Source organism: Melioribacteraceae bacterium 4301-Me (assembly GCA_041538185.1).
GTDB lineage: Bacteria > Bacteroidota > Ignavibacteria > Ignavibacteriales > Melioribacteraceae > Pyranulibacter > Pyranulibacter aquaticus.
Genome location: JBGORM010000001.1, coordinates 243,092 through 267,368, shown reverse-complemented (window position 1 = coordinate 267,368; position 24,277 = coordinate 243,092). Strand labels below are relative to the sequence as shown.

The 24,277-nt window shown below is 33.2% G+C and carries 18 protein-coding genes and 1 tRNA gene; 13 read left to right on the top strand and 6 right to left on the bottom strand.

The window, feature by feature from the left end; genetic code table 11:
- Nucleotides 1-72: 72 nt before the first annotated feature.
- Together ABRY23_01320 and groES are read left to right on the top strand one after the other, a co-directional pair.
- A complete protein-coding gene (locus ABRY23_01320) occupies nt 73-324 on the top strand; it encodes a glutaredoxin family protein (protein ID MFA3781685.1) in 252 nt (83 codons plus the stop codon).
- A 12-nt stretch (nt 325-336) separates the two neighbouring features.
- Complete coding sequence (gene groES, locus ABRY23_01315) at nt 337-609, top strand: co-chaperone GroES (GenBank protein ID MFA3781684.1); 273 nt, start codon at nt 337-339, stop codon at nt 607-609.
- Nucleotides 610-798: 189 nt separating this feature from the next.
- On the opposite strand, the gene ABRY23_01310 is transcribed toward groES, so the two are convergent.
- A complete protein-coding gene (locus ABRY23_01310; GenBank protein ID MFA3781683.1) occupies nt 799-4,548 on the bottom strand; it encodes a FlgD immunoglobulin-like domain containing protein in 3,750 nt (1,249 codons plus the stop codon).
- Nucleotides 4,549-4,976: 428 nt separating this feature from the next.
- On the opposite strand from ABRY23_01310, the gene ABRY23_01305 reads away from it, so the two are divergent.
- Complete coding sequence (locus ABRY23_01305) at nt 4,977-6,527, top strand: sodium-dependent transporter (GenBank protein ID MFA3781682.1); 1,551 nt, start codon at nt 4,977-4,979, stop codon at nt 6,525-6,527.
- Nucleotides 6,528-7,021: 494 nt separating this feature from the next.
- Here the strand turns inward: ABRY23_01305 and ABRY23_01300 are convergent.
- Nucleotides 7,022-7,094, bottom strand: a tRNA-Ala gene (locus ABRY23_01300).
- Nucleotides 7,095-7,239: 145 nt separating this feature from the next.
- On the bottom strand, nt 7,240-8,583 hold the full coding sequence (locus ABRY23_01295; protein MFA3781681.1) for an alkaline phosphatase: 1,344 nt from the start codon (nt 8,581-8,583) through the stop codon (nt 7,240-7,242).
- A gap of 475 nt (nt 8,584-9,058) precedes the next feature.
- Between ABRY23_01295 and ABRY23_01290 the strand changes: the two genes are divergently transcribed.
- Both ABRY23_01290 and ABRY23_01285 read left to right on the top strand, forming a co-directional pair.
- A complete protein-coding gene (locus ABRY23_01290; GenBank protein MFA3781680.1) occupies nt 9,059-9,457 on the top strand; it encodes a c-type cytochrome domain-containing protein in 399 nt (132 codons plus the stop codon).
- Entirely contained in the window at nt 9,414-9,905 is a 492-nt protein-coding gene (locus ABRY23_01285) for a DUF123 domain-containing protein (protein MFA3781679.1), read from the top strand. Before ABRY23_01290 ends, ABRY23_01285 begins: the two co-directional genes overlap by 44 nt.
- Here the strand turns inward: ABRY23_01285 and ABRY23_01280 are convergent.
- Nucleotides 9,836-10,828 carry an NAD-dependent epimerase/dehydratase family protein gene (locus ABRY23_01280; protein MFA3781678.1) on the bottom strand — a complete coding sequence of 331 codons (993 nt, stop codon included), beginning with the start codon at nt 10,826-10,828 and terminating at the stop codon, nt 9,836-9,838. The genes ABRY23_01285 and ABRY23_01280 overlap by 70 nt on opposite strands.
- 114 nt (nt 10,829-10,942) lie before the next feature.
- Between ABRY23_01280 and ABRY23_01275 the strand changes: the two genes are divergently transcribed.
- Together ABRY23_01275 and ABRY23_01270 are read left to right on the top strand one after the other, a co-directional pair.
- Entirely contained in the window at nt 10,943-12,136 is a 1,194-nt protein-coding gene (locus ABRY23_01275) for an aminotransferase class I/II-fold pyridoxal phosphate-dependent enzyme (GenBank protein ID MFA3781677.1), read from the top strand.
- 80 nt (nt 12,137-12,216) lie between these two features.
- Nucleotides 12,217-13,341 carry a hypothetical protein gene (locus ABRY23_01270; protein ID MFA3781676.1) on the top strand — a complete coding sequence of 375 codons (1,125 nt, stop codon included), beginning with the start codon at nt 12,217-12,219 and terminating at the stop codon, nt 13,339-13,341.
- A gap of 84 nt (nt 13,342-13,425) precedes the next feature.
- On the opposite strand, the gene ABRY23_01265 is transcribed toward ABRY23_01270, so the two are convergent.
- Entirely contained in the window at nt 13,426-14,316 is an 891-nt protein-coding gene (locus ABRY23_01265; GenBank protein MFA3781675.1) for a DUF4835 family protein, read from the bottom strand.
- Between the two features lie 73 nt (nt 14,317-14,389).
- On the opposite strand from ABRY23_01265, the gene ABRY23_01260 reads away from it, so the two are divergent.
- The 5 genes from ABRY23_01260 to ABRY23_01240 all read left to right on the top strand — a co-directional run bounded on the left by ABRY23_01260 (nt 14,390) and on the right by ABRY23_01240 (nt 21,026).
- Nucleotides 14,390-15,202, top strand: coding sequence for a hypothetical protein (locus tag ABRY23_01260; GenBank protein ID MFA3781674.1), 813 nt, complete (start codon nt 14,390-14,392; stop codon nt 15,200-15,202).
- Nucleotides 15,203-15,213: 11 nt separating this feature from the next.
- On the top strand, nt 15,214-17,190 hold the full coding sequence (locus ABRY23_01255) for a ComEA family DNA-binding protein (protein ID MFA3781673.1): 1,977 nt from the start codon (nt 15,214-15,216) through the stop codon (nt 17,188-17,190).
- Nucleotides 17,191-17,389: 199 nt separating this feature from the next.
- Nucleotides 17,390-18,571, top strand: coding sequence for an isocitrate/isopropylmalate dehydrogenase family protein (locus ABRY23_01250; protein ID MFA3781672.1), 1,182 nt, complete (start codon nt 17,390-17,392; stop codon nt 18,569-18,571).
- Nucleotides 18,572-18,822: 251 nt separating this feature from the next.
- Nucleotides 18,823-20,457 (top strand): carbon starvation protein A, encoded by a 1,635-nt coding sequence (locus ABRY23_01245; GenBank protein MFA3781671.1) that lies wholly within the window; start codon nt 18,823-18,825, stop codon nt 20,455-20,457.
- A 35-nt stretch (nt 20,458-20,492) separates the two neighbouring features.
- Nucleotides 20,493-21,026: an HDIG domain-containing metalloprotein gene (locus ABRY23_01240; GenBank protein MFA3781670.1), complete on the top strand. Its 534-nt coding sequence runs from the start codon at nt 20,493-20,495 to the stop codon at nt 21,024-21,026.
- A gap of 492 nt (nt 21,027-21,518) precedes the next feature.
- Here ABRY23_01240 and ABRY23_01235 read toward each other — a convergent pair whose 3' ends face one another.
- Entirely contained in the window at nt 21,519-21,917 is a 399-nt protein-coding gene (locus ABRY23_01235; GenBank protein MFA3781669.1) for a transposase, read from the bottom strand.
- A 286-nt stretch (nt 21,918-22,203) separates the two neighbouring features.
- On the opposite strand from ABRY23_01235, the gene lysF reads away from it, so the two are divergent.
- Nucleotides 22,204-24,198, top strand: a complete 1,995-nt coding sequence (lysF, locus tag ABRY23_01230; protein MFA3781668.1) for a homoaconitase — start codon at nt 22,204-22,206, stop codon at nt 24,196-24,198.
- Nucleotides 24,199-24,277: the final 79 nt, after the last annotated feature.

Sequence of the window (24,277 nt, the reverse complement as noted above, 5' to 3'; positions counted from 1 at the left end):
ATTTTTTAACAAATTTTAGAATCTTAGCACATCATAAATCATCTAATTTTATCGAATAAAAATGGAGTTAAAGTGGACACTAAATCACAACCGAAGGTAATCATATTCACAACCCCCACATGCAGTTTTTGCAACAGCGCTAAAAGATATTTTAGAGAAAAAAATATAAGATTTACCGAAGTCGATGTAAGTCGAGACCCCAAAGCTGCTATGGATATGCAAAGAAGAACTGGTCAAACTGGTGTGCCGGTAATATTAATAAACAACAGACCAATAGTTGGATTTGACGTGCCTAAGATAAACTCAATGTTAAACATAAAATAAGGAGTAATTGAAATGAAAGTTAAACCACTTGATGACAGACTTTTAGTTGAACCCATCGAAGAAGAATCCAGAACATCTTCGGGAATTATAATACCAGATACAGCTAAAGAAAAGCCTCGTATGGGAAAGGTTATAGCTGTTGGTACAGATGAAGATTTAAAAGAAAAAATAAAAGAGGGAGATAAAGTATTATTTGCTAAGTATGGCGGCGAAGAGATTTCAGTAAATGGTTCAGAATATAAAATTATTCAACGATCGGATATATTAGCTATTGTAGAAGATTAAGAGAAAGGCTGTCTAAAAAATTGACTTTTTTAGACAGCCCAAATTTTTCATTTTATTATTAAACCTTGTTTCTCAAGCAAAATAGGCTTGATGACAAGCATACAATGCTAAAGCAATTACAGCAAGTAAGAAAATTAAAAACAATGAAGCAGCAAATTTATTCATTTTATTTTCTCCTTTTCCTATTAATTACTTTATTAAAATCATCTTTTTAACACTTACGTACTTACCAGCAACTAAGCGATAGATGTAAGTACCGCTTGCAACGTGATTTCCAAATTCATCTTTACCATCCCAATCAACGTTATAAACACCACGATTTACTTCTTGATTCACTAAAGTTCTAACTTCCCTACCCAGTATATCATATATCTTTAAAGTCACAAAAGCATTTTCAGGCAATGAATAAGTTATTCTCGTTGTTGGGTTGAAAGGATTAGGATAGTTTTGAGACAATGAAAAATCTGTTGGCAGTTTTTCCTCTGTCACAGCAGTCACCGTTCCAGTGCTAAACTCACCTTTATAAGAGTACTGAGATGAATAGCCATCTTTAGTCTTTGACCTAACTCTCCAATAATATCTTGTATTATTTTCGAGATTTTGAGCTTTATAGATCGGCTGTTTTAAATCATTAATTAATAGTGGCGATGTCATATCAGGGTTTTTAGAAATCTCTAAATCGTAGCTTAATGGAGATTTACTTGCAGCTGGAACTACCCAAGAAAGAACAGCAGATGTAGAGTTGATATTAACACCAGCTACAGGATTAGCAGGTAAAAGTACCACTGGTGAAGCACCCGGATCAACTGTAAACTGAGCAACAGAAGAATAATTAGAAACTATTGAGTTATTTGACGCTAAGCGTGATCTTACTTGCCAGTAATATGTTACTCCTTGTGTTAATCCGCTTAAACTATAAGAGGTTGTTGTAAGCCACCCGGAAGAACCACCGTTGGGTGAACTTGTATTGACTAAAACCCCACCACTTAAGGTTGGATCAGACGACCATATAACTTGGTATTCCAAAGTAGAACTTGAATATGCATACCATTGTAACACTGGACTTTGAGTATAAACTATCTGACCTCCTGTTGGTGACCAAGGTGTCGGAATTGGAGCTGAAGAAGAACCGCTTAAGTTTGTATTTACAACAAATGATTCTGTAAACCAGGTAGATGAACCAGTAAACTTAATTCTCCAATAGTAAGTGCCGTCAGATAAAGAAGAGGTGGTGTAATAATACCCTGTAACACCAGTCACATTTATTAAAGGAGAAGAGAAAGAATTATTTACATCAACTTGTATATCAAACGACGGGGCAGGTATGTATATGCTTAAATACCAATATAATGTAGGAGTACTTGTGTACACCGTCTGCCCACCAATTGGATAGCTTTGATATATTGGAACGCTTGAAATATTAGAATAATATACCACAAAACTTTGCTCTAAGCTAGTTGTATATGTTGTAAATGAAGATGAAGTAGAAGCATCCACAACGTAATAGTATGTTTGTCCAACTGTAAGACCACTTATTGTTTGATATAATGACGTTGTAGTTGCTGAAGTATCTGTATATGTTCCGCTACTTGTTCCATATCTCACTCTATAATAAATTGTATTCGAATAGCCATAATAATTATTCAAATACCAATATATTGTAGGTGAAGTAGTATAAACTACAGTACCTCCTGTTGGATAAGATGGAATAGCTGTAGGTGGACCGGGAATAACAAACTGCCAAGTAGAAGAAACATCAATAAATACCCCACCTGTTGTGTACGATTTAACTCTCCAGTAGTAAGTACCGGGAGGAAGAATGCTAAAATTAAATGGGAAATTATAAGTCACATAGCCACTGACAGTTAAAGAATCAGGAAAACCGCTTACAAATGTTGTAAACAAGCTATCAGCCGCTACTTCAATTTTATATTTCAAAGTACCAGAAGTCCATGGTGAAGGATACCACTGAAAATTAATTACCTGACCATTAATTGTCGTTGCATTTTGCGGGTAAACCAGCTGAGGTTTTGCTGGTGCAATGGTAGTAAACTTCCATGGTGAAGAACATGTAGTATCACTTCCTACTACTGCAATAATTTTCCAATAGTAAATTGTACTGTTAGTAAGTGCACTTTCGAGCGGTAAAGTAAATGGCGATGTAATACCTGCAGTATCATACACAATAGTAGTAAACGATTGATCATATGCAATTTGCAATTCAAAAGTTGGTGATGAACCGTAGGATAAACTCCACTGAAATGTCGGTGTAATTGAAATACCTGTCGATAAATTTGCTGGGGAGATAAGAGTCGGCGCAGATAATAAGGCCGTATGCGTGGTATCAGTAAACCATGGGGAGTATATAAGCGTGCCTGTAGAAGTATTCGCAGCAACTGCACCCTTACCGCATGGATTTGAAGAAATTGTAGGACCTGAACCACTTCCCCAGTAATTGTATCTTGCTGTTACAGTACCAGTCCCTTGGTTACGAACACCATTGCCTACATTTGCTCCGTTAGTGTTTAAGAAATTACAAGTATCAATTGTTACATCATATGCCCCACCAAGCACATCTATTGCAAAATCTGATGAATCAAATGTGAATGTCAGCCCGGTGAGTGTTACCCCTGTTGAACTAACTGTAATTGCCGGTGAACCATGATTTATTATTGTCCCGTCTGAACCAATAATTGTAACCGGCTTATTTACTACAATAGCATTATAAGTACCAGCTTGAATGTGAATTGTACCACCAGAAGAAACTATATTAATTGCATCTTCTATAGAACCACCCGAGTTGACAGTAATATTATCTGTACTGCTGTTTGAGAATCCAATAATGTTTATTGGCGATGCCGCAAAAATAAATTCTGTTACGGTTGGGTTACCAACCCCTATTATAGTAAGAGGCTTATTAATTGTAACACTTTCACTATATGTACCAGCGAGTACATAAAGAGTATCACCTGAAGTTGCAGCATTTACTGCGGTTTGAATTTTCAGACTAGTATCAACAAAAAAGTATCCAGTTGATATTTGTATTACATAAGAATCGCTTGCAGGACTTAAAGCAGCAGCAAAAGCCAATGCTGAAGTCTGATCAATTTGATACCACGTGTAACCTGTGTAACTAGTATTACGCACAATATAATCAAACCCATTAACAGTTATATTCGTATTAGTAAACCCAAATTCATCTTGACTGTATACTTTATTAGCTTCGCCAAAAGACGATGTTGTACCATCAATTGTAATATGGTCTGAGCCCCTATTAATACCTGTTGTATGTGACGGGTCATCTTGATAAGAATAAATTGCAAATCCGCCCCATACATTATTGTTTGTTGTAATATGATCAGCATTAACATACGTACAAGCACTTACTTGAACACCATTGCCATGCGTAGTATTAGTAGCTGTTAAATAAGAAAGTGTAACGTTATCTACGCCGTTAATATCAAATGGTGTTCTGTAAGAACCATCAATTGTAATGTGTGATAAAGTAATATTAGAAATAACAGTGCGTGGACTAGTATTGCTAGAAACATGAATAGGAAAACCACCACCACTTGCAGATTTTGGCGTAATGGTCATGTTAATTAATGAGGAATTAGATTGATTAACATTAATTCCCCAGCCACTACTCGGCACTGCGCTGACATCAATAACCACACCCGATTCAGAATCTCCTATTAAAGTTAATTGCTTATTAACATAGAGAGTAGAACTCTGGGTGTAAGTGCCATTTGCAAGATGAATAGTATCACCATTGGCGGCAGTACTAATTGCAGCAGCAATTGTTTGCTTGGGACTTCCCGGTGATAGTCCATCGTTTGAATCATTACCTGAAGGATTTACATAATAGTGAGTCTGTGCTATACTTATACTAAAAAGAGAAAATATAAGTATAGCAATAGAAGTGTATTTCCTTATCATAAGCACCCTCATTTATGTTTGTTAAATTACCCTCTAAACTTCGGCTGGATAAAGATTTTAACCTTTCTCTAATGATTTTGCCCTTAAACCATTAGTAAGAAAACATTAAAAGAAATATCGGCTGATTTTGTAAGACAACTTAGTTATAGAGAATATAAATGTCAAGTTTTTTTTAAAAAACTCGGCTCTGCCAAAAAAAAATCTTAAGCAATAAAATAGCAGCTCACTCCTAAACAATTTTCATTGGCTTGAACTACTCAAAATCTTCAAAAAAGCTTACATGTAATCTATCACAGAGAAACTAAGAACTTTTGCAATTTTTCCAATAGATTTTTACAAATTTTTATTTGCTATTCTTTCAATAATATTGAATATTTGCACAAATTTTAACTATAATTAAATACTTGCTAAATAAATTCGGAGCGTAAATGTCAAATAATTCTACTGAACGCGAGCAATGGGGCAGCAGAATAGGACTTATACTTGCCGTTGCAGGCAATGCAGTTGGTTTAGGCAATTTTTTAAGGTTTCCTGTACAAGCTGCACAAAATGGCGGCGGCGCTTTCATGATTCCATATTTCATTTTCTTTTTAGTTCTTGGAATTCCATTAATGTGGATTGAATGGGGCATCGGTAGACACGGCGGTAAATTTAATCACGGCAGCGCACCCGGTATGTTTGACGTAATATGGAAAAACAACCTTGCCAAATATTTTGGCGCGCTCGGACTGTTTATTTCCTTAATAATTATGATTTACTATACTTATATAGAGTCATGGACACTCGGCTACAGTTTTTTTTCAATCACAAAAAAATATTTTGGACTTGGTGATTTTACTGCAATGAAAACTTTTCTGTACAGTTATCAAGGACGTGAAGTCAGTGATTATTTTAGCAGTATAAACTGGGCTTACATTTTTATGGTTATTACTTTTGTATTAAATTTTTGGATTCTTTACAGGGGAATTTCCAAAGGGATCGAAAAGCTAGCTAAAATTGCTATGCCGCTGCTGTTTTTATTTGCAATTATTATTGCTATTAGAGTTGCAACACTTGGAACACCAGACCCAACACATCCAGAAAATTCTGTTTCAGCCGGTTTTGGCTTTATTTGGAATCCTGATTTTGCTGCATTAAGCGACCCTAAAATTTGGCTCGCTGCTGCTGGACAAATATTTTTCACTTTATCAGTAGGTATGGGTACTATACACGCTTATGCAAGTTATTTAAAACCAAAAGATGATATTGCTCTTTCCGGCTTAACCACAGCGGCTACAAATGAATTCGCTGAAGTAGTATTGGGAGGTTCAATTGCAATCCCAATTGCAGTGGCTTTTTTTGGTGTATCTGTTACAACACAAATGGCACTTGGCGGTGCATTCGATTTGGGATTTGCTTCAATGCCTCTCGTTTTTGAAAGAATTCCTTACGGCGAAATTTTTGGATTCTTATGGTTTCTTCTTTTGTTCTTTGCTGGAATTACTTCTTCAGTTGCAATGGGACAGCCAGTGGTCGCCTTCTTAGAAGATGAATTCGGCATGAGTAGAAAAAAAGCTGTAGGCTCTTTAGCCATTCTTGTCTTTGCCTCAGTTCAATTAGTTGTGTTTTTCCTTAAATATGGCTTTTTGGATGAAATGGATTACTGGGCCGGCACATTCGGCTTAGTAGTGTTTGCTCTAATAGAAACTATCTTGTTTATGTGGGTCTTTGGCTCAGAGAAAGCTTGGCATGAAATGAATGAAGGCGGTGATATTAAAATCCCTAAAGTTTTCTATTTTATTATGAAATATGTTACTCCTTTGGTTCTTTTAATTGTTATGCTATGGTGGCTGATTAACGATGCTATCCCTATACTATTATTAAAAAATGCAGTAAAAGATAATATCCCTTATATATGGGGCGCAAGAATATTCATGGTCTTTATTTATATACTAATTATCTTATTGGTCAAACAAGCTTGGAAAAGAAAAGAGGTTTAACATGGGACTTCAAACAGATGGAATTATTTTTATGGCTTTAGCTTGGGGAGTTATTGTTTCTGTTATTACTTTTTGTTATTACAAAATTTTAACTGTAAAGCAGAATAAGAAATAAAATAATTATTGAGAATAAGCTTATCTATTGAGATGACATTATTTTTAAGCAACACCCAAACATTTTTATACCACCCCTTTGGGGGTCTATTTTTCAATTAATCTTTTTTTCTACAATAATTTCATCCCGATAAAAAAAATCGAGATTTGATTTTAATACTTGTCCCCCACACATACATTTGTTTGGGATGTTCGGAGTCTTTTTAACCCCGAAGGGATGGTATTATTTTCATGCTTGTAAAGAATGGACTATAGATAAAAATATCAGAACTGTCTTTAGGAATGCTGCATGATTATAAAAAACGTTAAACACACAATTTCTTGAATGATTCACTTTTTACAAAATCATTATAATTTATTTTATATCTCTTATAGCTTTGTGGAGCTAAGGAGGCTCGAACTCCTGACCTTCTGAATGCCATTCAGACGCTCTCCCAACTGAGCTATAGCCCCTTTTTCAAGAAAAGTAAAATACTTTTTAATAACAACTGCAAATGTAAGTATCACTATAATATCATTCAACTACGAGTTCAGAAATCAGAATTGTAGAATTCAAAATTAAAATACTGCAGTAAATTGTATCATTAGTGATATAAATTTACTTTTTATTTTTTAATTCATTTTCATTAATAGATATACTCCAAATTTGTTTGCCATCTTTATCATAATCTGTACAAGTTAAAATTCTGTTTTTCCTTTTACCAGCAATTGTAAAAATAGCAAAGTTATGTTCATCAGCTAAAGTCCCAGGTACTCTTAGATAATTAGCTTCACCTTTGCCAGGCGATACACCTGCAGTCAAAGATGAAATTGTAAAATCATATAAAGGATATGCCCCATCCCTTTCTAGTTTAGTAACTTCTGAGTGATGCCTATCCCCCGTTATAAAAATTACACCTTCTATTCCCTCTTCTTTAATTGTGTTCAATAATTTTTGTTTCTCTTCAGGATACCTATTGTATATTTCCAAGTAGTCTTTTTCGACTGGATTTAAAACTTGTCCACCAGTGACTATAATTTTAAAAGGTGCTTTGCTATAAACTAAATTATCAATTAACCATTCGAATTGTTCTTTGCCTAACATAGTCTTTGGACCTGTAATTCTATCATTTGGCGTTCTATAATACCTATCATCCATTAGGAAGAAATCCACATCTCCCCATTGAAAAAATGTTGTGATACCAGGATTACCATTTATTCCATAAGAAGGATTTGCCCAAAATAATTTAAATGCTTTCAAAGTTTGTTCTTTATTCCAGAAACCTCTATCAGCATCGTTAGAACCATAGTCATGGTCATCCCAAATAGCATAATTGTGCATTGAACCAAGAACAGGTTGAAGTTCAGGCAGTGATCTATCATGAGTATAGCGTTTAACAATGCCGGTCCAAGAAGACCAATCAGGCTCTCTAAAATAAAGGTTATCGCCTAACCATATCATAAAATCAGGATGTTTATCGTACAAGCTCGTTAAGATCTCATAATCACTGCCATAAGGTTTACCCGGTCTATCGTATTGAGATTCATTGATATACAAACAACTACCAACTGCAAAACTGAATTCTGGCGGGTCCTCACGCCATTGCCATAGTTTTTGAGTTTGAAACTCAAGAATATATGGCCTTTCAACTTTTTTCCCGTTTATAAAAAGAGCATAGTTATATTTTATGCCCGGTTCCACTTTGTCAGCAATAAGATGTGCAGTAAAAGCGTCTGACTCGCTGGTTAAATATTCCTTTGTCTCAAATTTTTGAGAAGGATTTTTTTTATCCCAATAGACAATTTTTACTTTTGCTGGTTTTGTAGTCTGTACCCACAACATTACCTCTCGCATTTGAGAGTAACCCACCATTGGTCCAGCTTGAAGTAATGAATTATTGTTTTGATTTTGTGCGCTTACGACAGCAGTAAAAAAAATTAGAAGAAGTATGAGTCTTTTCATTTTAACCTCACTGGATTTTATTACTAAAAATAAATGTAGTCCATAAAAGAAAAAAATAAATTTCATCCATATTTATTTTTTATAAGCATCAGTGCTGTCCAAAATAATTTTGAAATCAAATCCCGAAGGGATGAATTACCAAATAAATTTAGAAAACTTCATGATTTTGGACTATTCTACTTGTCTTGTAAATCAATCCCTATCTCGTCCCTACGGGACTTTTAACTTCAGTTTGTTATTTATTTGTTCTATAACTATATAATCCCTAAAGGGATTACATTGGTTTAAGGATAATCAAAGCTTTATTGTCCCGTCAGGACAAAATATTTATAGGATAAAGGACAAATAAATAGATTAAGTCCATTTAGGGACGAAATAAAAAATATATTGGACAGGTATGATAAGCATAATTAATTTTGAATTGTTTATAATGGTTAGATGAGATATTTTAGTTCTTGTTAAACTAAGAGCGACAATGAAAGTATTAAATTTTCTTATTATTCTATTTTTTATTGCTTTATTGCTTACAGAATGTGATGATTCGACCAACATCACCCAAATAGATGACGTAATAATCCCTTCTGCTAATGTCAGTTACGCAAAATATATTCAGCCTGTTTTTAACGCAAAATGTAATTACTCTGGCTGTCACGACGATGGCACAAAAGCTGGCGGACTAAGTTTAACTACTTGGGCTAACACCACATCCGATTACCTTGTGGTTGCACCTGGATTCCCCGATAATAGCAAATTAGTCTGGGCAATTAAAGGTCAATCTACCTCACCAATGCCTCCTGTTGGGTATTACCCACTTACTAAAAATCAAATTGATGGTATTGTTACATGGATTAAAGAAGGAGCTAAAAAAAATTAACATTTTTAGGGGTACTTATCTTTTAGAGATAAAAGCATTTTCTGACTTTAGCATCGACTCTAAGATGTTCAAAGGAAACCTTTTCCCAAAAGGCTATTACTATTATTCTGGAAGTGCACAGGTTAACTTTCAAAAAAGAATAGAAAGACATTTAAGGAAAACAAAAAACATTTTTTGGCATATTGATTACATAACTTCACTAAGGACAAATAAAATTCTTACTGTTTTTATTTTCGACGGAAAAGAGAAAGATTTTGAATGTAAATTAGTAAGCGATTTACAAAAAAATTTTTCATTAAGACATGTTGCAAAAAAATTCGGCAGCGGCGATTGCAGCACCTGCTATTCTCATTTACTTTATTCAAAAACTAAAATAAATCATAACCATTTCATTTCTTTATACCACCCTACTGTTCGCTTCATTCCCTCTTCAAGTGAAATGCTTTGACGAAAGCCAAAATCTTTTTTTGCTTTTGAAACATCACATATCCAATTTTTCTGCACAAAGTCTTTTGCTTTTTCCAAATTAAAAGTAGCTGGTTGAGAGTTAAAGAAAGAAAAGAATTGAGCGATAGCAGCAATTGTGTAAACCATAAAATGGGGCACTTTTATTGTGAGAGCTTTTTTTCCAAAAGCTTTTGCAAGTGCTTCACCTATTTGATGCCAAGTATAAATTTCTTCAGATGCTAAAAAGTAAATTTCACCTTTAGCAGCTTCGCTTAAGGAAGCTAAATAAATTCCTTCTACTGCATCAAAAACATGTAAAGCATTTAACCTTTTCTCATCAAATCCTACCAATGTCATTAAGCCCCTGTTATACAACTGAAATACTTTATAAATTTCTGTATCCCTTTCTCCATAAACTGCGTGCAGTCTTGCGATAGTTATCGGTAATTTATTCATGAAACTTTTCGCTAATTGTTCTTGAGCTAATTTACTTCTGCCATAGGTTGTAATGGGGTGTTCGGGGGTTTCTTCTGTTACAGGCTTGCCGTCTAAAGATGGTCCGCATGCTGTTAAACTGCTTGCAATAATAACACGTTTTATATTTGGATTAACTTCACTAACAACCTCTAAAAGATTGCGGGTTGTTTCAACATTTCCTTTAAAATATCCTTCTTCATTTTTTGATTTAACAACACCAGCAATATGAAAAAGATAATCTGCATCTTTCAATATTGATTTTAATGAATTCTTATCAAACAAGCCGCAGTCAAAAATTTCAACTGGTTTATTTTCGAGCCAACGTTTTGAGCTAGATTTTCTTAAAATGCATCTTACATGATGATCTCTTGCAATTAAATAATCGGCTAAGTGACTCCCCACAAAACCAGAAGCTCCTGTAATTACTGAAACTATTTTGTTGCCCATAATATTAAGTTATTGTTAAATTTGGTTTAATAAGTTATTCATAATAGTTATTGTTTTTTTAAGAAGTGTAAAAATAATTAAAAATATTAATTAATCGATAATTTTTGGAGGTATATATTGGACTTATTTAAAAAGTGCTTTGATTTTACAAGAGCAGATGAAGTTAAAGCTTTAGGAGTATATCCTTATTTTAGACCGATAGAAGAAAATGAAGGACCTGTAGTTCAAATAGAAGGTAGAAAAGTTATTATGGCTGGGTCCAACAACTATTTGGGTTTAACAGCTCATCCAAAGGTTAAAGAAGCTGCTATCAAAGCAGTTGAAAAGTACGGTACCGGTTGTTCTGGTTCAAGATATTTAACAGGCACATTAGATTTGCATATTGAACTAGAAGAAAGATTAGCAAAATTTTTTGGTGCAGAGGCTGTTCTGCTTTATAGTACGGGGTATCAAACTGCTCAAGGTATTATACCTACTCTTGTAAATAGAGGTGAATATGTTGTTTCCGACAAAGATAATCATGCATGTATTGTTGCTGGACAAATGATGGCAAGAGGTGCAACAGCTGAATTGGTAAGATATAAGCATAACGATATGAAAGATTTAGAAAGAATACTGGAAAAGTTGCCAAAAGATGCACCAAAGCTAATTGTAAGTGATGGAGTCTTTAGTACAGGCGGAGAAATAGTTGACTTGCCAACTTTGGTCAGCTTAGCTAAGACTTACAACGCACGAACTTTAATAGATGATGCCCATGCTGTAGGTGTTATTGGTAAAGGCGGCAGAGGCACAGCAAGCGAATTTGGTCTTGAAAATGAAGTAGATATGACAATGGGAACTTTCAGTAAGACTTTTGCATCTTTAGGGGGTTTTGTTGCTGCTAAAGCTAAAGTCATCGATTACCTGAAACATCATTCATCTGCCTTGATTTTCAGTGCTTCGCCTACTCCGGCAGCAGTCGCCGCCGCACTTGCTGCATTAGAAATACTTGAGGAAAACCCCGACTTAGTCAAAAAATTAATAAGAAATGCTAATAAAGTACGAACAGAACTAAAAGCCGCTGGTTTCAATGTGGTAGACGGCAGAACCGCAATCGTTCCTGTAATTGTTGGTGATGATAATTTAGCCTTTAAAATGTGGAGAATGTTATACGATGCCGGAGTGTTCGTAAATGTCTTTATTTCACCAGGTGTGCCTCAAGGTAGACAAATGATGCGAACAAGTTACATGGCTTCTCATGAAGATGAACACCTTGATTATATTATCGACGCTTTCAAAAAAGTCGGGAAAGAATTAGGGCTAATTTAAGCACCTTTAATCTAAAAATAATTTTTTAAGCATGTCAGTAATAAAAGGGCATGCTTTTATTTTATGGAAGGAGTATTACCATGTCTGAAATAGTTATTAAAACAATTCAAACAAAAAAAGACTTGTCTACTTTTATAAAAATGGCATGGAAAATTTATAAAAATGATCCTTACTGGGTACCGCCTTTAATTTACGATAAAAAGAAAATTCTCGACAAAAATAAAAATCCATTTTTCAAACACGCCGAGATGGAAATGTATATTGCTTATGTTAATAATGAACCTGTCGGTAGAATTGCTGCAATTAAAAACGATCTCCACAATGAATATCACAAAGATAAGGTAGGATTCTTCGGCTTCTTCGAATGTATTAATGATCAAAATGTAGCAAATAAATTATTTGATACTGCTAAAGAATGGCTTAAGCAAAAAGGATGTGATACAATGAGGGGACCAGCAAATCCTTCTTCGAACGATGAATATGGAATGCTTTTAGAAGGTTTCGATGATTCACCAAGATTACTGATGACCTATAACCCTAAATACTATTTGGAATTATGTGACAATTACGGCTTCAAAAAAGCAAAAGATTTATACGCATATAAAATTGAAGCCGACAAACTTTTAAAATCAGAAAAAGTTAAAAGGGTTTCTGAAATTGCCAGGGAAAGATATCGCCTTAATATCACCGAACTTAATATGAAAAATTTCAGCAAAGAATTAGAAAAAGTAAAATATGTTTACAATAAAGCTTGGGCGCCAAATTGGGGATTCGTTCCTATGACAGATGAAGAAATTGATGCAATGGCTAAAGACCTTAAACCTTTGGTTTACCCATCTCTTGTTTTGTTCGGAGAAATTGACAATAAGCTTGTAGGCTTTGCCTTAGTTATGCCGGATTATAACCAAATCTTTAAAAACATGAATGGCAGATTATTACCATTCGGATTTATTAAACTTTTTACACAAAAGAAGAAAATGACATGGGCAAGAATAATTGCACTTGGTATTATACCAGAATTTCAAAAGAAGGGATTAGATAGTGTTTTCTACTGGGAAATTCTAAATAGAGCAGCTAAGTACGGTATATTTAATGGCGAAGCAAGCTGGATATTAGAAGATAATGATATGATGAATCGAGGAGCAGAAGCAATGAATGCTACACTTTATAAGAAATACAGGATTTATGAAATTGGTATTATATAAAAAGACTTTATATAATTTTGTTATTGTCTACAAGATTTGCCTAAACTAACAATCCCTAACGCTTAAAAAATTCGATGACTTTTATCAGTTAACTTTTAGTGCTTCATCATATTTAGAGATGTGTGGCGGGTCAATTTTCTTTAATGTTTCAAAAATACTCTTGTCTGAGTAATCTTTTAAGTATTCTACAATCTCACCTGCTTTGGCATCAAAAAAAACTTTTAGTAAAACACTCCGTGAATCTAATTTGTCCCTTACTGAAGCTAAGTCAGTAATAAGTTTTATTATGTTTTCAACTGCTTGCTGATGAGTAGATTTGTTGTTAAGCAGGTCTAAACCATTATAATGATAATCAAAAAAATCTTGCCGAAATTGTTGGTATTTAGCATTTAATAAATTTTCAACTAAAGCGCGCCTATTGAACGAAGCACTATTCAATTGCCAGCCATCTGAATACGAACTGGAAGAACCTCTTATTGTAATATCTAAAGCTTTATTGAAATAATCTGTACCGCCAAGCGGATAATATGAATCCATATCAAATCCTATAATTATATAAGCATAATAATCTAAAAAACTTAAAAGCGGGTCAAAGTCGGTATGATTGAAATACATCGATTGATTTTTTTCGTACTGGAACGACCATGAATTATCTAAAATACTCAGCATTAAGCTGTTTTTTTGTGTACCTTCAATTGGCCGTTGACTTGTAATTACAACCTGAGCAGAGTATCTTGTTTGTCCATCTGAAGAAACAAAAAATACATTAAAAGAACAATCTATTTTATCTCCTTCCCAATTTTGCTGGGTAAATTTAGTATTGTTTAAATAGTCTTGTACTTGCTGCTGAAAATTTTGAAGTCGGTCTTTATCCTCAGAAGCTAATTTATCAAAATTAACAGTTACTATTGCATTCAGCTCCTGCGCAAAAAAAACTGCCGGGATTAAGAAGATAAAAGCAATGGCCTTTTTCATAACCATCTCAATTTTTTCTTGATTTAAAATATCTAATTGAATAACATTATACAACAATTATTATCTTTTGATAATGAGGACTATTCTTGCAGTAGCTTTATTCGTTTTTCTTTTTTCAGTTAAAATTTTTTCTCAGATTAAACCAGGAGCGCGGCAAATAGCCCTTGCTCATTCCGATGTTGCTCTCTCTAACGATGTTTTTTCTATTTTTAACAATCCCGCCGGTGCTGCAGAACTACCTAACTTCCAAATTGGAGTTTACTACTCACCTTCACCATTCGAGCTAAAAGAATTAGCTAACGGATTTAGCTCTATAACTGAACCGCTAAAGTTTGGTGTGCTATCGGCAGGTTTTATGTTTTATGGTTATGAACTCTATAAGGAAAATAAATTATCATTTTCGTTTAGCAAAAAATTGTTCGAGAATTTTCTTGCGGGTCTTACTATTAACTATCACAGCCTAAGTATAGCAAAATATGGTACAGCTAAATCTTTCAGCCTCAATATTGGAACGATTGCTAAAATTACTAAAAACTTTCAAGCGGGCTTCTATATAGAAAATATCACAAAATCTACTTTTGCTAACCAACCTAATCAAATACCGACCAATCTTTGGGTCGGTGCAATGTACATACCTATTCAGCCAATAAAGTTGTTTTTCGCTTTACAAAAAGATATTGATTACGATCCAAGTTTCAGATTTGGAATTGAATATGAAATTATTGATTATTTATTGCTGCGCTCCGGCTTTAACAATTACCCTTCTACTTATAATTTGGGTATAGGTATAGTTTGGAAATTCTTAGAATTTGACTACGCATTATTTACACATCAAGATTTAGGATTAACACATCAAGGTGGACTTGTAATTAGGTTCGACAACTAATCAATAGTCAAATGAGAAAAACCTTTTCAGCTATATTGTTTTTTTCGATTGCCTGCCAATTTTTTGCCCAAGAAGATTCTGTACTGCAAAACTCATTTTACGATAATTTACTTGAAGAAATGTCAACTGAAAATGAAGACACTCAAATTTACGACTTGCTTGAACAACTTACTCAAGAACCGTTACTAATAAATTATGCATCGCAAAACGACTTAACTAAAATTCCTTTTATCGACTATAAAACTGCAAATGAAATCATAGATTATCGCAATCAACATGGAATTTTTCACAACAAAAGTGAACTTTATCAAATTAAAACCATTGATAATGAAACAATAGATAAAATACTTCCCTATATTTCTTTTGAAGTTATCAACCCCCAAGAAAAAAGCAGTATTATATCATTTCAGAACAGCAAAATAAATTTTCGCTCTCGACAATCAATTGATTTAAAAGATAATTTGGGCTTTTTGCAAAATAAATTTGCAGGGTCTAAATTAAAAAGCTATCAAAGATTCCAATTAATTAATGACCGGTACAGACTTAACTTTTTAACCGAAAAAGATCCAGGTGAAAATTCATTTAACGATTTTTATTCTTACCATCTTCAAATAAAAAAAGTTGGTTTTATTGAAAATATTACTTTGGGAGACTACTTGGTAGAATTTGGACAAGGATTAGCCATGTGGAGTCCCTACAGCTACTTCAAAAGTATTTACGCAGTAAACACTCTCGATAGAAAATCACATGGAATTTTACCCTACGTAAGCACCGACGAAAATCAGTTTTTAAGAGGCGCTTCAGTTCAATTAGCTTTCAACAACTTTAATATAACTTCATTTTATTCTTACAACAAAGTTGATGCTTCAATTGACAGTACCACTTCATTTGTTACTTCAATGCCAATTGACGGTTACCATAGAACTTTTACAGAAATTAATAAGAAGAAAAGACTAAAACGCAAAATCTACGGGTCAATGTTATCCTATACTTTAAACTCCAATATTGGTATTGGATTTTTATATTATAAAGTTAAGTTTGGAAACTTATTGTATAATGATGCTTATTACAAACCAAAAGGTGATGAATTCGAGTTCTATTCTCTTGATTATCATGCTTTTTTAAAAAGTGTTTCCTTCAGCGGAGAATTCTCATACAACAATATATCTGTAGCAAGTATTAATAACATAGAAATTAATATTACGCCGCATTTTTCATTAGTAAGCTCGTTTAGAAATTATCCACACAATTACATTAACCTATTTTCAAATGGATTCGGGGGAAAAAATGGTACACAGAACGAAATAGGTTTTTATACAGGCTTTAAGCTAAAAACATATGCCGGTGTAATTAACTTTTACTATGACCAATTTAAATTCCCCTATCCAACGAATAGTAATTCAATGCCTAGTTCTGGAAAAGAATTTTTAATTTACTACTATGCAATCCCCTTCGAAAAAACAAAGCTGTTCTTTAAGTATAAAAACGAAAACAAAGAAGTCGCTAAGTTGTACTCTGATGAAAATATAATTGACAACCAGTTAACTCAAAATATAAGACTTGATTTTATTTACGAGATTAATAAATTCCTTTCACTAAAAAGCAGAATCGAATCAATTTTTCTTTCATTCAGTAAAACAAAGAACAATAATGAAAAAGGATTTTTAGTTTATCAGGATGTCAGAATTTCTCCTGCTTCAAACCTATTAATTGATTTACGTACTACTTTTTTTAAGACAGATTCGTTTAACTCCCGTATATACGAATATGAAAATGATTTAGATGGAGTTATTACTAATCCGCCATTATATGGCGAAGGGATTAGATGGTACTTATATGCAAAATATAAATTGCCTTTTAACTTAATTATCTCGTTAAAATATTCAGAGCTTTACAAGCCTAAAGAAAAAACAATCGGAAGTGGATATACAGAAATAATTGGAAATATCTATAATTCATTAAATCTACAAATTGATTTGCAGCTTTAATAAGAAGCTTAATCTTTATTATAAAGTTCATTTCTAAAGAATAATTAAGAACTAAAGTGTGTGGAAGAACTTTACAAATAAGATAAAAAATCCTTATAACTGTTTTTAAAAGTACTTAATCATTCTCATTTCCTTGATATAAACAATCCATCTCTCTAATTTGGTTTACAAAAAATTAATACACTTTAAGGAAAATAAAATGAAAAAAATTGTTGTTTTACCTGGAGATGGAATTGGAAAAATTGTTTTGCCAGAAGCAATACGTTTACTGAATGCCGTTGGATTTCAAGCTGAATATGTTTGGGGTGATATTGGTTGGGAATTCTGGTGTAAAGAAGGGAACGCACTTCCACAAAGGACAATCGATTTAATTGCTAAACATAAAATTGCTTTATTTGGTGCAATCACAAGTAAACCAAAAGATGCAGCAGAAAAAGAACTCGACCCTTCATTAAAAGGGAAAGGATATGTTTATTTTTCACCAATTGTTGCGCTGCGTCAAATTTTTAATTTAGATATTTGCATTCGACCATGTATCTCTTTCAAAGGTAATCCACTCAATTTTATTCGTAAAAAAATTGATGGAACCTATGAAGAACCTTTTGTTAATGTTGTAATATTCAGACAAAATACAGAAGGTTTGTATTCCGGAGTAGAATGGACAAATCCACCTAAACAAGTTCGAGAAGCTCTTGAAACTCATCCTAAAATGAAAGCATTTGCAAATGTTCCAAGTGAAGAAATGGCAATATCAACTCGTATAGTTACAAAAAAAGCAAGTGAAAGAATTATCAAAGCTGCTTTTGAATATGCTCGTAAACTTGGATATAAAAGTGTTACGCTGTGTGAAAAGCCAAATGTTTTGAGAGAGACTTCTGGTATGATGTTAAAAATTGCAAAAGAAATTTCTAAGGATTATCCTGAAATTGAATTATGGGATACCAACATAGATGCTCAAATGATGTGGTTGACAAAAAATCCAGAAGATTATGGAATCATTGTAGCAGAAAATATGTTTGGCGATATAATTAGTGACGGTTTTGCTGGATTAATCGGAGGATTAGGTTTTGCATGCAGTGCAAATATTGGAGAAGAAGTAGCAATTTTTGAACCAACTCATGGTTCAGCTCCAAAGTATGAAAAATTAAACCCATCTATTGTGAATCCTATTGCAATGTTTATGAGTGCTGTGATGATGCTTGAACATATTGGAAAAAATGAAATTGCTCAGAAAATTAGAAATGCAATTGCTAAAGTAATTGAAGAAGGGAAAGTAAGAACTTACGATATGCTGAAATTAAAAGGTGGACCAGATGTTTTTGAGAAAGGCGCTGCATCTACTCAACAAATGACGGATGCTGTTATTTCTAAATTGGAATAAAAAGTTAGGAAGATGAGTAGATACGAGATTGGAAATAATGGGGAATTGGAATAATGGGAGTACGGGAAAATTGGTATAGAAGTAATTCAATCATGTAATCTTCTTCTAAAAGAATGCTATGTATAATGTTATTTGAAAACGCAAATTTCGCAAAGAGAACACTAAGAATGCTAATTTGGTAATCTTGCTAATTTGGTAATCTTGCTAATTTGGTAATCTTGGTAATTTGGTAATAAATAATAGGTAAAAAAATGAGCGGCATATTATTAATTTTATTCGCGATTATAATGTTTGTAGGTGCATATAATGTGTATGGCGGATACATTGCAAAAAAGCTCAACGTATCGAACGCAAATCCAACTCCCTCACATTCAATGTATGATGGAGTTGATTACTGCCCAGCAAAATCACCAGTTCTATTAGGACATCATTTCGCATCAATTGCTGGAGCTGGACCAATCGTTGGTCCCATCATTGCCGCAAGTTTTGGCTGGATACCGGTTTATATTTGGATTTTAATTGGTGCAACATTTATTGGCGGTGTTCATGACTATACATCAATAATTGCATCAATCCGTCATAAAGGGAAATCAATCGGTCAAATTATAGAAAACTATATTGGAATTAGCGGCAAAAAACTTTTTTTGATTTTCTCTTGGGCAACATTAATTCTTATCATGGCAGTCTTTACAATTATTGTTGCTGATACATTTACACACATTCCAAGTTCTGGTACTTCATCAGTTCTATTTATTTTTTTAGCAATTCTTTTTGGATTAAGTGTTTATAGATTCAAAGCACCATTATGGATTTCATCAACAGTAGGAATAATATTTCTTTCTTTAGCTATTTACTTGGGCTACATCTATCCGCTTCAGCTTGATAGAAATACTTGGATAATAATTTTGCTCATTTACATTTTCTTAGCATCTGTAACACCTGTGTGGATTCTTCTTCAACCAAGAGATTATCTCAATTCATTTTTCTTATATGGTTTAATGATAGCGGGCATAATTGGATTATTTTTCACAATGCCGGAAATTCATTTATCACCAACTACAAATTTCACAGTAGATAAAGTTGGTTACCTCTTCCCTGCTCTTTTTGTAACAGTTGCTTGTGGAGCAATAAGTGGTTTTCATTCAATTGTAGGAAGTGGAACAACAGCAAAGCAGCTTGATAAAGAAACCGATGCAAAAATAATTGGTTATGGCGGAATGTTAATTGAAGGAATACTAGCTGTTCTCTCTCTGTTATCAGTTGCTTCATTAGACCAAGAACATTTTCTAGAAATTCTTAACACCAAAGGTGCAGTTGCTGCTTTTTCCACCGGCGTTGCAAATTTTATACATAATATTCCCTTCTTAAATGTTCCAATAGATGCAGCCACAAGTTTTGCAGCTCTTGCTGTTTCTGCTTTTGCTTTAACATCTCTCGATACCGCAACAAGATTAGCTCGTTATTCATTCCAAGAATTTTTTGAAATAAAAGATAGAAAAGAACAAAGCATTTTAGTAAAGAATCGATATTTAGCTACTGCCGTCACAGTATTATTTGGTGCAGCATTAACATTAAGTGGACAATCAATGTCAATTTGGCCAGTATTTGGAAGTGCAAATCAACTATTGGCAGCTATTGCACTTTTAGCAATAACAGTTTGGGTTGCTCATCTTAATATCGATACAAAATTTACATTAATTCCTATGCTATTTATGTTTGCAGTAACTTTAACTTCTTTGCTTATGCTTTTTTACACAAATATATTATCTCGCAACTATACTTTATCATTTGTATCGTTACTTTTGTTTATACTTGCAGTATTATTAGCATTACAGGCTTATCAAGTATTAAGAAAAAATCATAAAGAACCAATAATTGCTAAGTAAGATTATTATAAAATTGTATTAAAGTAAGAGGCAATATGCTCAGAGAAAAAATTAAAAAACTCTGGCCTGAAATTGATTGGATTAAAGATGAATCATTGCGCGAAAAAGTAATTGACTGTTGGACTTATGCAATTGAAAATTCATCTCTTTCAATAGAAGATTTAGAAATAATCCCATTTACGCTTCTTATCAAAGATTGTAAAATTTCTTTCATCAACCATAAAAGAACATGTGTTCAACTTGCATTTGAAATTGCAAAAATTATGAAAAAGAATTTTGGTGATTCATTAAACATAAATATGGATTATTTAATTGCTGGTGCAATTCTAATTGATGTAGGTAAATTATTAGAATATGAAAAAGTAAACGGCAAAATACAAATTAGCAAAGCTGGCGAAATGGTTCGTCATCCTTTTAGTGGCTTAGCAATTGCAGCAAGATTTAATATTCCATTCGAAGTTCAGCATATAATTGCAACGCATTCAAAAGAAGGTGATTTAGGAAAACGAACTGTTGAATCTATCATAGTTCATCATGCAGATTTTGTTTCGTTCGAATCATTTAGGTGATATTAATTGTTTTACAGCTTCTCGTTGTCTTTAATACAACACAGTAATTTATTTTACAACAGTCAGCTTTGGTGGACAAGCTAAACAAATTCTTAGTGAACCTTAGTGGTTAAAAAATACATTACACTGAGTAACCGGATTTAAAACTTACCCTGCAAGCAGAATATTAAATTAATTCTAATGAACTAATCTACTCAGTCTACGTCATATGAATTCTATTCTATAATTTATCTGCTGTATTCTAGGGTTCTGCCCAAAATACAAAGTACCTTGGGAGGTGCAAAAACCTTACTTTATTTTAGAGAGTTGAAAGTAATTCATTACATTATTCTAAAGTAAATTCCATTTATCAATAACGTTCTTAAAATTGTGTAAGAGCGATATTATTAACAAAAGAGGCATTACCAAATAATTCATTGATAAAATTAAATACAAAGAACAAAATTTTATCAAGACTTCTTTTATTTTCAAAACAACCAATTACATGAGAATTCACCACTTCGTGGAAAGTTCTCCAACCATACGTCTTATGTCTCGGTAGCTTTCTCCTTGTATAAATAGTTTTACGATTGTTTCTTCGACTTTTTCCCATCTTCTTTGCCAGGGCTTAAAGAGTGAATTTGTGAACCTTATTGCTCTATATCTTGGCACTTTTAGATTTTCAATTAACCCATAACTCGTTAGTAAACTTCTCCGATAATAACCATTACGTTGACGATATCTCTTTGGTGTTAGTCCTTCTCTATACATCTCAAACTCTACATCTAATATTGTCTCTAAAAATAATTTTATAAAATTTTTTACTTGTTCATTAACATAATTAAATATGCTTTTGTTTACTCTGATATTTTTTTTAATTTCTACTGCGTTGATTTCTGTTTTTGTTTCCATGGGCATTTATCCTCCTTTTTCTTATTGCAAATTTAGTGAGGGTAAATGCCTCTTTCATTATTTTACCTTACACAATTTTTAGAACGCTACTCAAAAAATCAATATGAATAAAATGCTTAGAACAATATTTTATTTTTACGCTTAAAATGTATATTTACATTAAATGTTTTTCTATATAATAATGAATACCGAATTTTAATAAATTGCTTAGACAAAAAATTACTTAAATGATAGCTACAACAATTTACTAATTAAATAATTTGACAATTACACAACAGGAAACACAATGCCTCAAACATTAATCGAAAAAATTGTTCAGCGTTATGCAGTTGGTCTTTTGCCAGATCAAATTGTTCAATCTGGAGATTATATTACAATTCGTCCAGCTTATGTTATGACTCACGATAACACTGGTGCAGTTATTCCAAAATTTAAAAGCATTGGTGCAACTAAGTTAGCAAATCCAAGACAAGTTGTTATTACACTTGACCATGACATTCAGAACAAAGATGAAAAAAATTTACAGAAATATAGAAAGATTGAAGAGTTTGCAAAATCTATGGGAGCTGACTTCTATCCTGCTGGTCGTGGAATTGGTCATCAAATTATGATTGAAGAAGGTTATGCCTGGCCTGGAACTATGGCTGTTGCATCCGATAGCCATTCAAATATGTATGGCGGAATTGGATGCTTAGGAACACCAATTGTAAGGACAGATGCAGCAGCAATTTGGGCAACTGGTAAAACATGGTGGCAAGTTCCTCCTATAGCTAAAGTAGAATTAAAAGGAAAATTGCAAACTGGTGTTACAGGCAAAGACGTAATAATTGCTCTCTGTGGATTTTTCAATAATGATGAAGTACTAAATCATGCTATTGAATTTGTCGGTGAAGGTATTAAATATCTAAGCATTGATGAACGGCTTACAATTGCAAATATGACAACTGAATGGGGTGCTCTCGTTGGTCTTTTCCCTATTGATGAAATTACACTTGAGTGGTTAAAACAAAGAGCAAAATTTATTCAGCAAAGAGGACTTGAAGGAGTTTCATCCGATGCTGATGGAAATGGCAAACATCCAAGAATAAATGAAGAAAGAATTTTAGAGCTTGAAAAAGAATTGCCAAATCTTCAACCTGATAGAGATGCTTTTTATTCTAAAGAATTGACTATAGACCTTTCTTCGATTGAACCTTATGTATCAGGACCAAATACAGTCAAAAAAATTACACCTGTTTCAGAAATCAAAAACAAAAAAATAAAAATTGACAAAGCTTATTTGGTTTCGTGTGTTAATTCTCGTGTTGAAGATATTGCTGAGGCTGCAAAAATTTTAAAAGGCAAAAAAGTAGCAGAGCATGTAAAATTTTATATCGGTGCTGCTTCAAGCGAAGTTCAAAAAGAAAGTGAAAAACGTGGAGACTGGCAGGCACTAATTGAAGCTAATGCAATTCCTTTACCGCCAGGCTGCGGACCTTGCATTGGATTAGGGACTGGTTTACTTGAAGATGGCGAAATTGGAATTTCAGCAACTAACAGAAATTTCAAAGGTCGAATGGGCTCTCCTAATGCTTTAGCATATCTTGCATCTCCCGCTGTTGTTGCTTATTCGGCTTTATCAGGTTATATCGATTATGAATGGAAAGGACCTCATCAAAAAATTATTGGAGAAATAAGAACAAATACAAAAAGAAATATTTCTACAACATCAGTCCAAATTATTGATGGCTTCCCTTCTGAAATTACAGGTGAATTAATCTTTTGTCCACAAGATAATTTAAACACAGATGGAATTTATCCCAGTAAATATACTTATAATGATGATATGACTCCTTTAGACCAAGCTAAAGTAGTTATGGAAAATTATGACCCGAATTTTAAAAACATAGTTAAAGAAGGTGATATTCTTGTTGGAGGATTTAATTTTGGAACTGGAAGCTCACGTGAACAAGCTGCAACAGCATTAAAATACAAAGGTATTCAACTTGTAATTGCTGGTTCATTTAATGAGACTTACAAACGAAATGCAATTAATAATGGTTTCCTGATTATTGAATGCCCGGAATTAGTAAATGATTTGAGAAGACAATTTGATCAGAATCAATTAACTATCCACGAAGTGGTGAAATCTCATCGAACAGGAATAACAGCAAAAATCAATTTCCAAAATTCAACAATCAAAGCAAATGACAAAACATATTCAATTAATCCAATAGGAACTGCAGCTCAAGAATTAATCGCAGCTAATGGTCTTGAGAACTGGGTGAAATTTAATCTTTGATAACAAATTATTTTTAAGTACACTATACGAGCGGTTACCATATAATTTATAAATACGAGATTCTTCAGAAAGCAGTAAT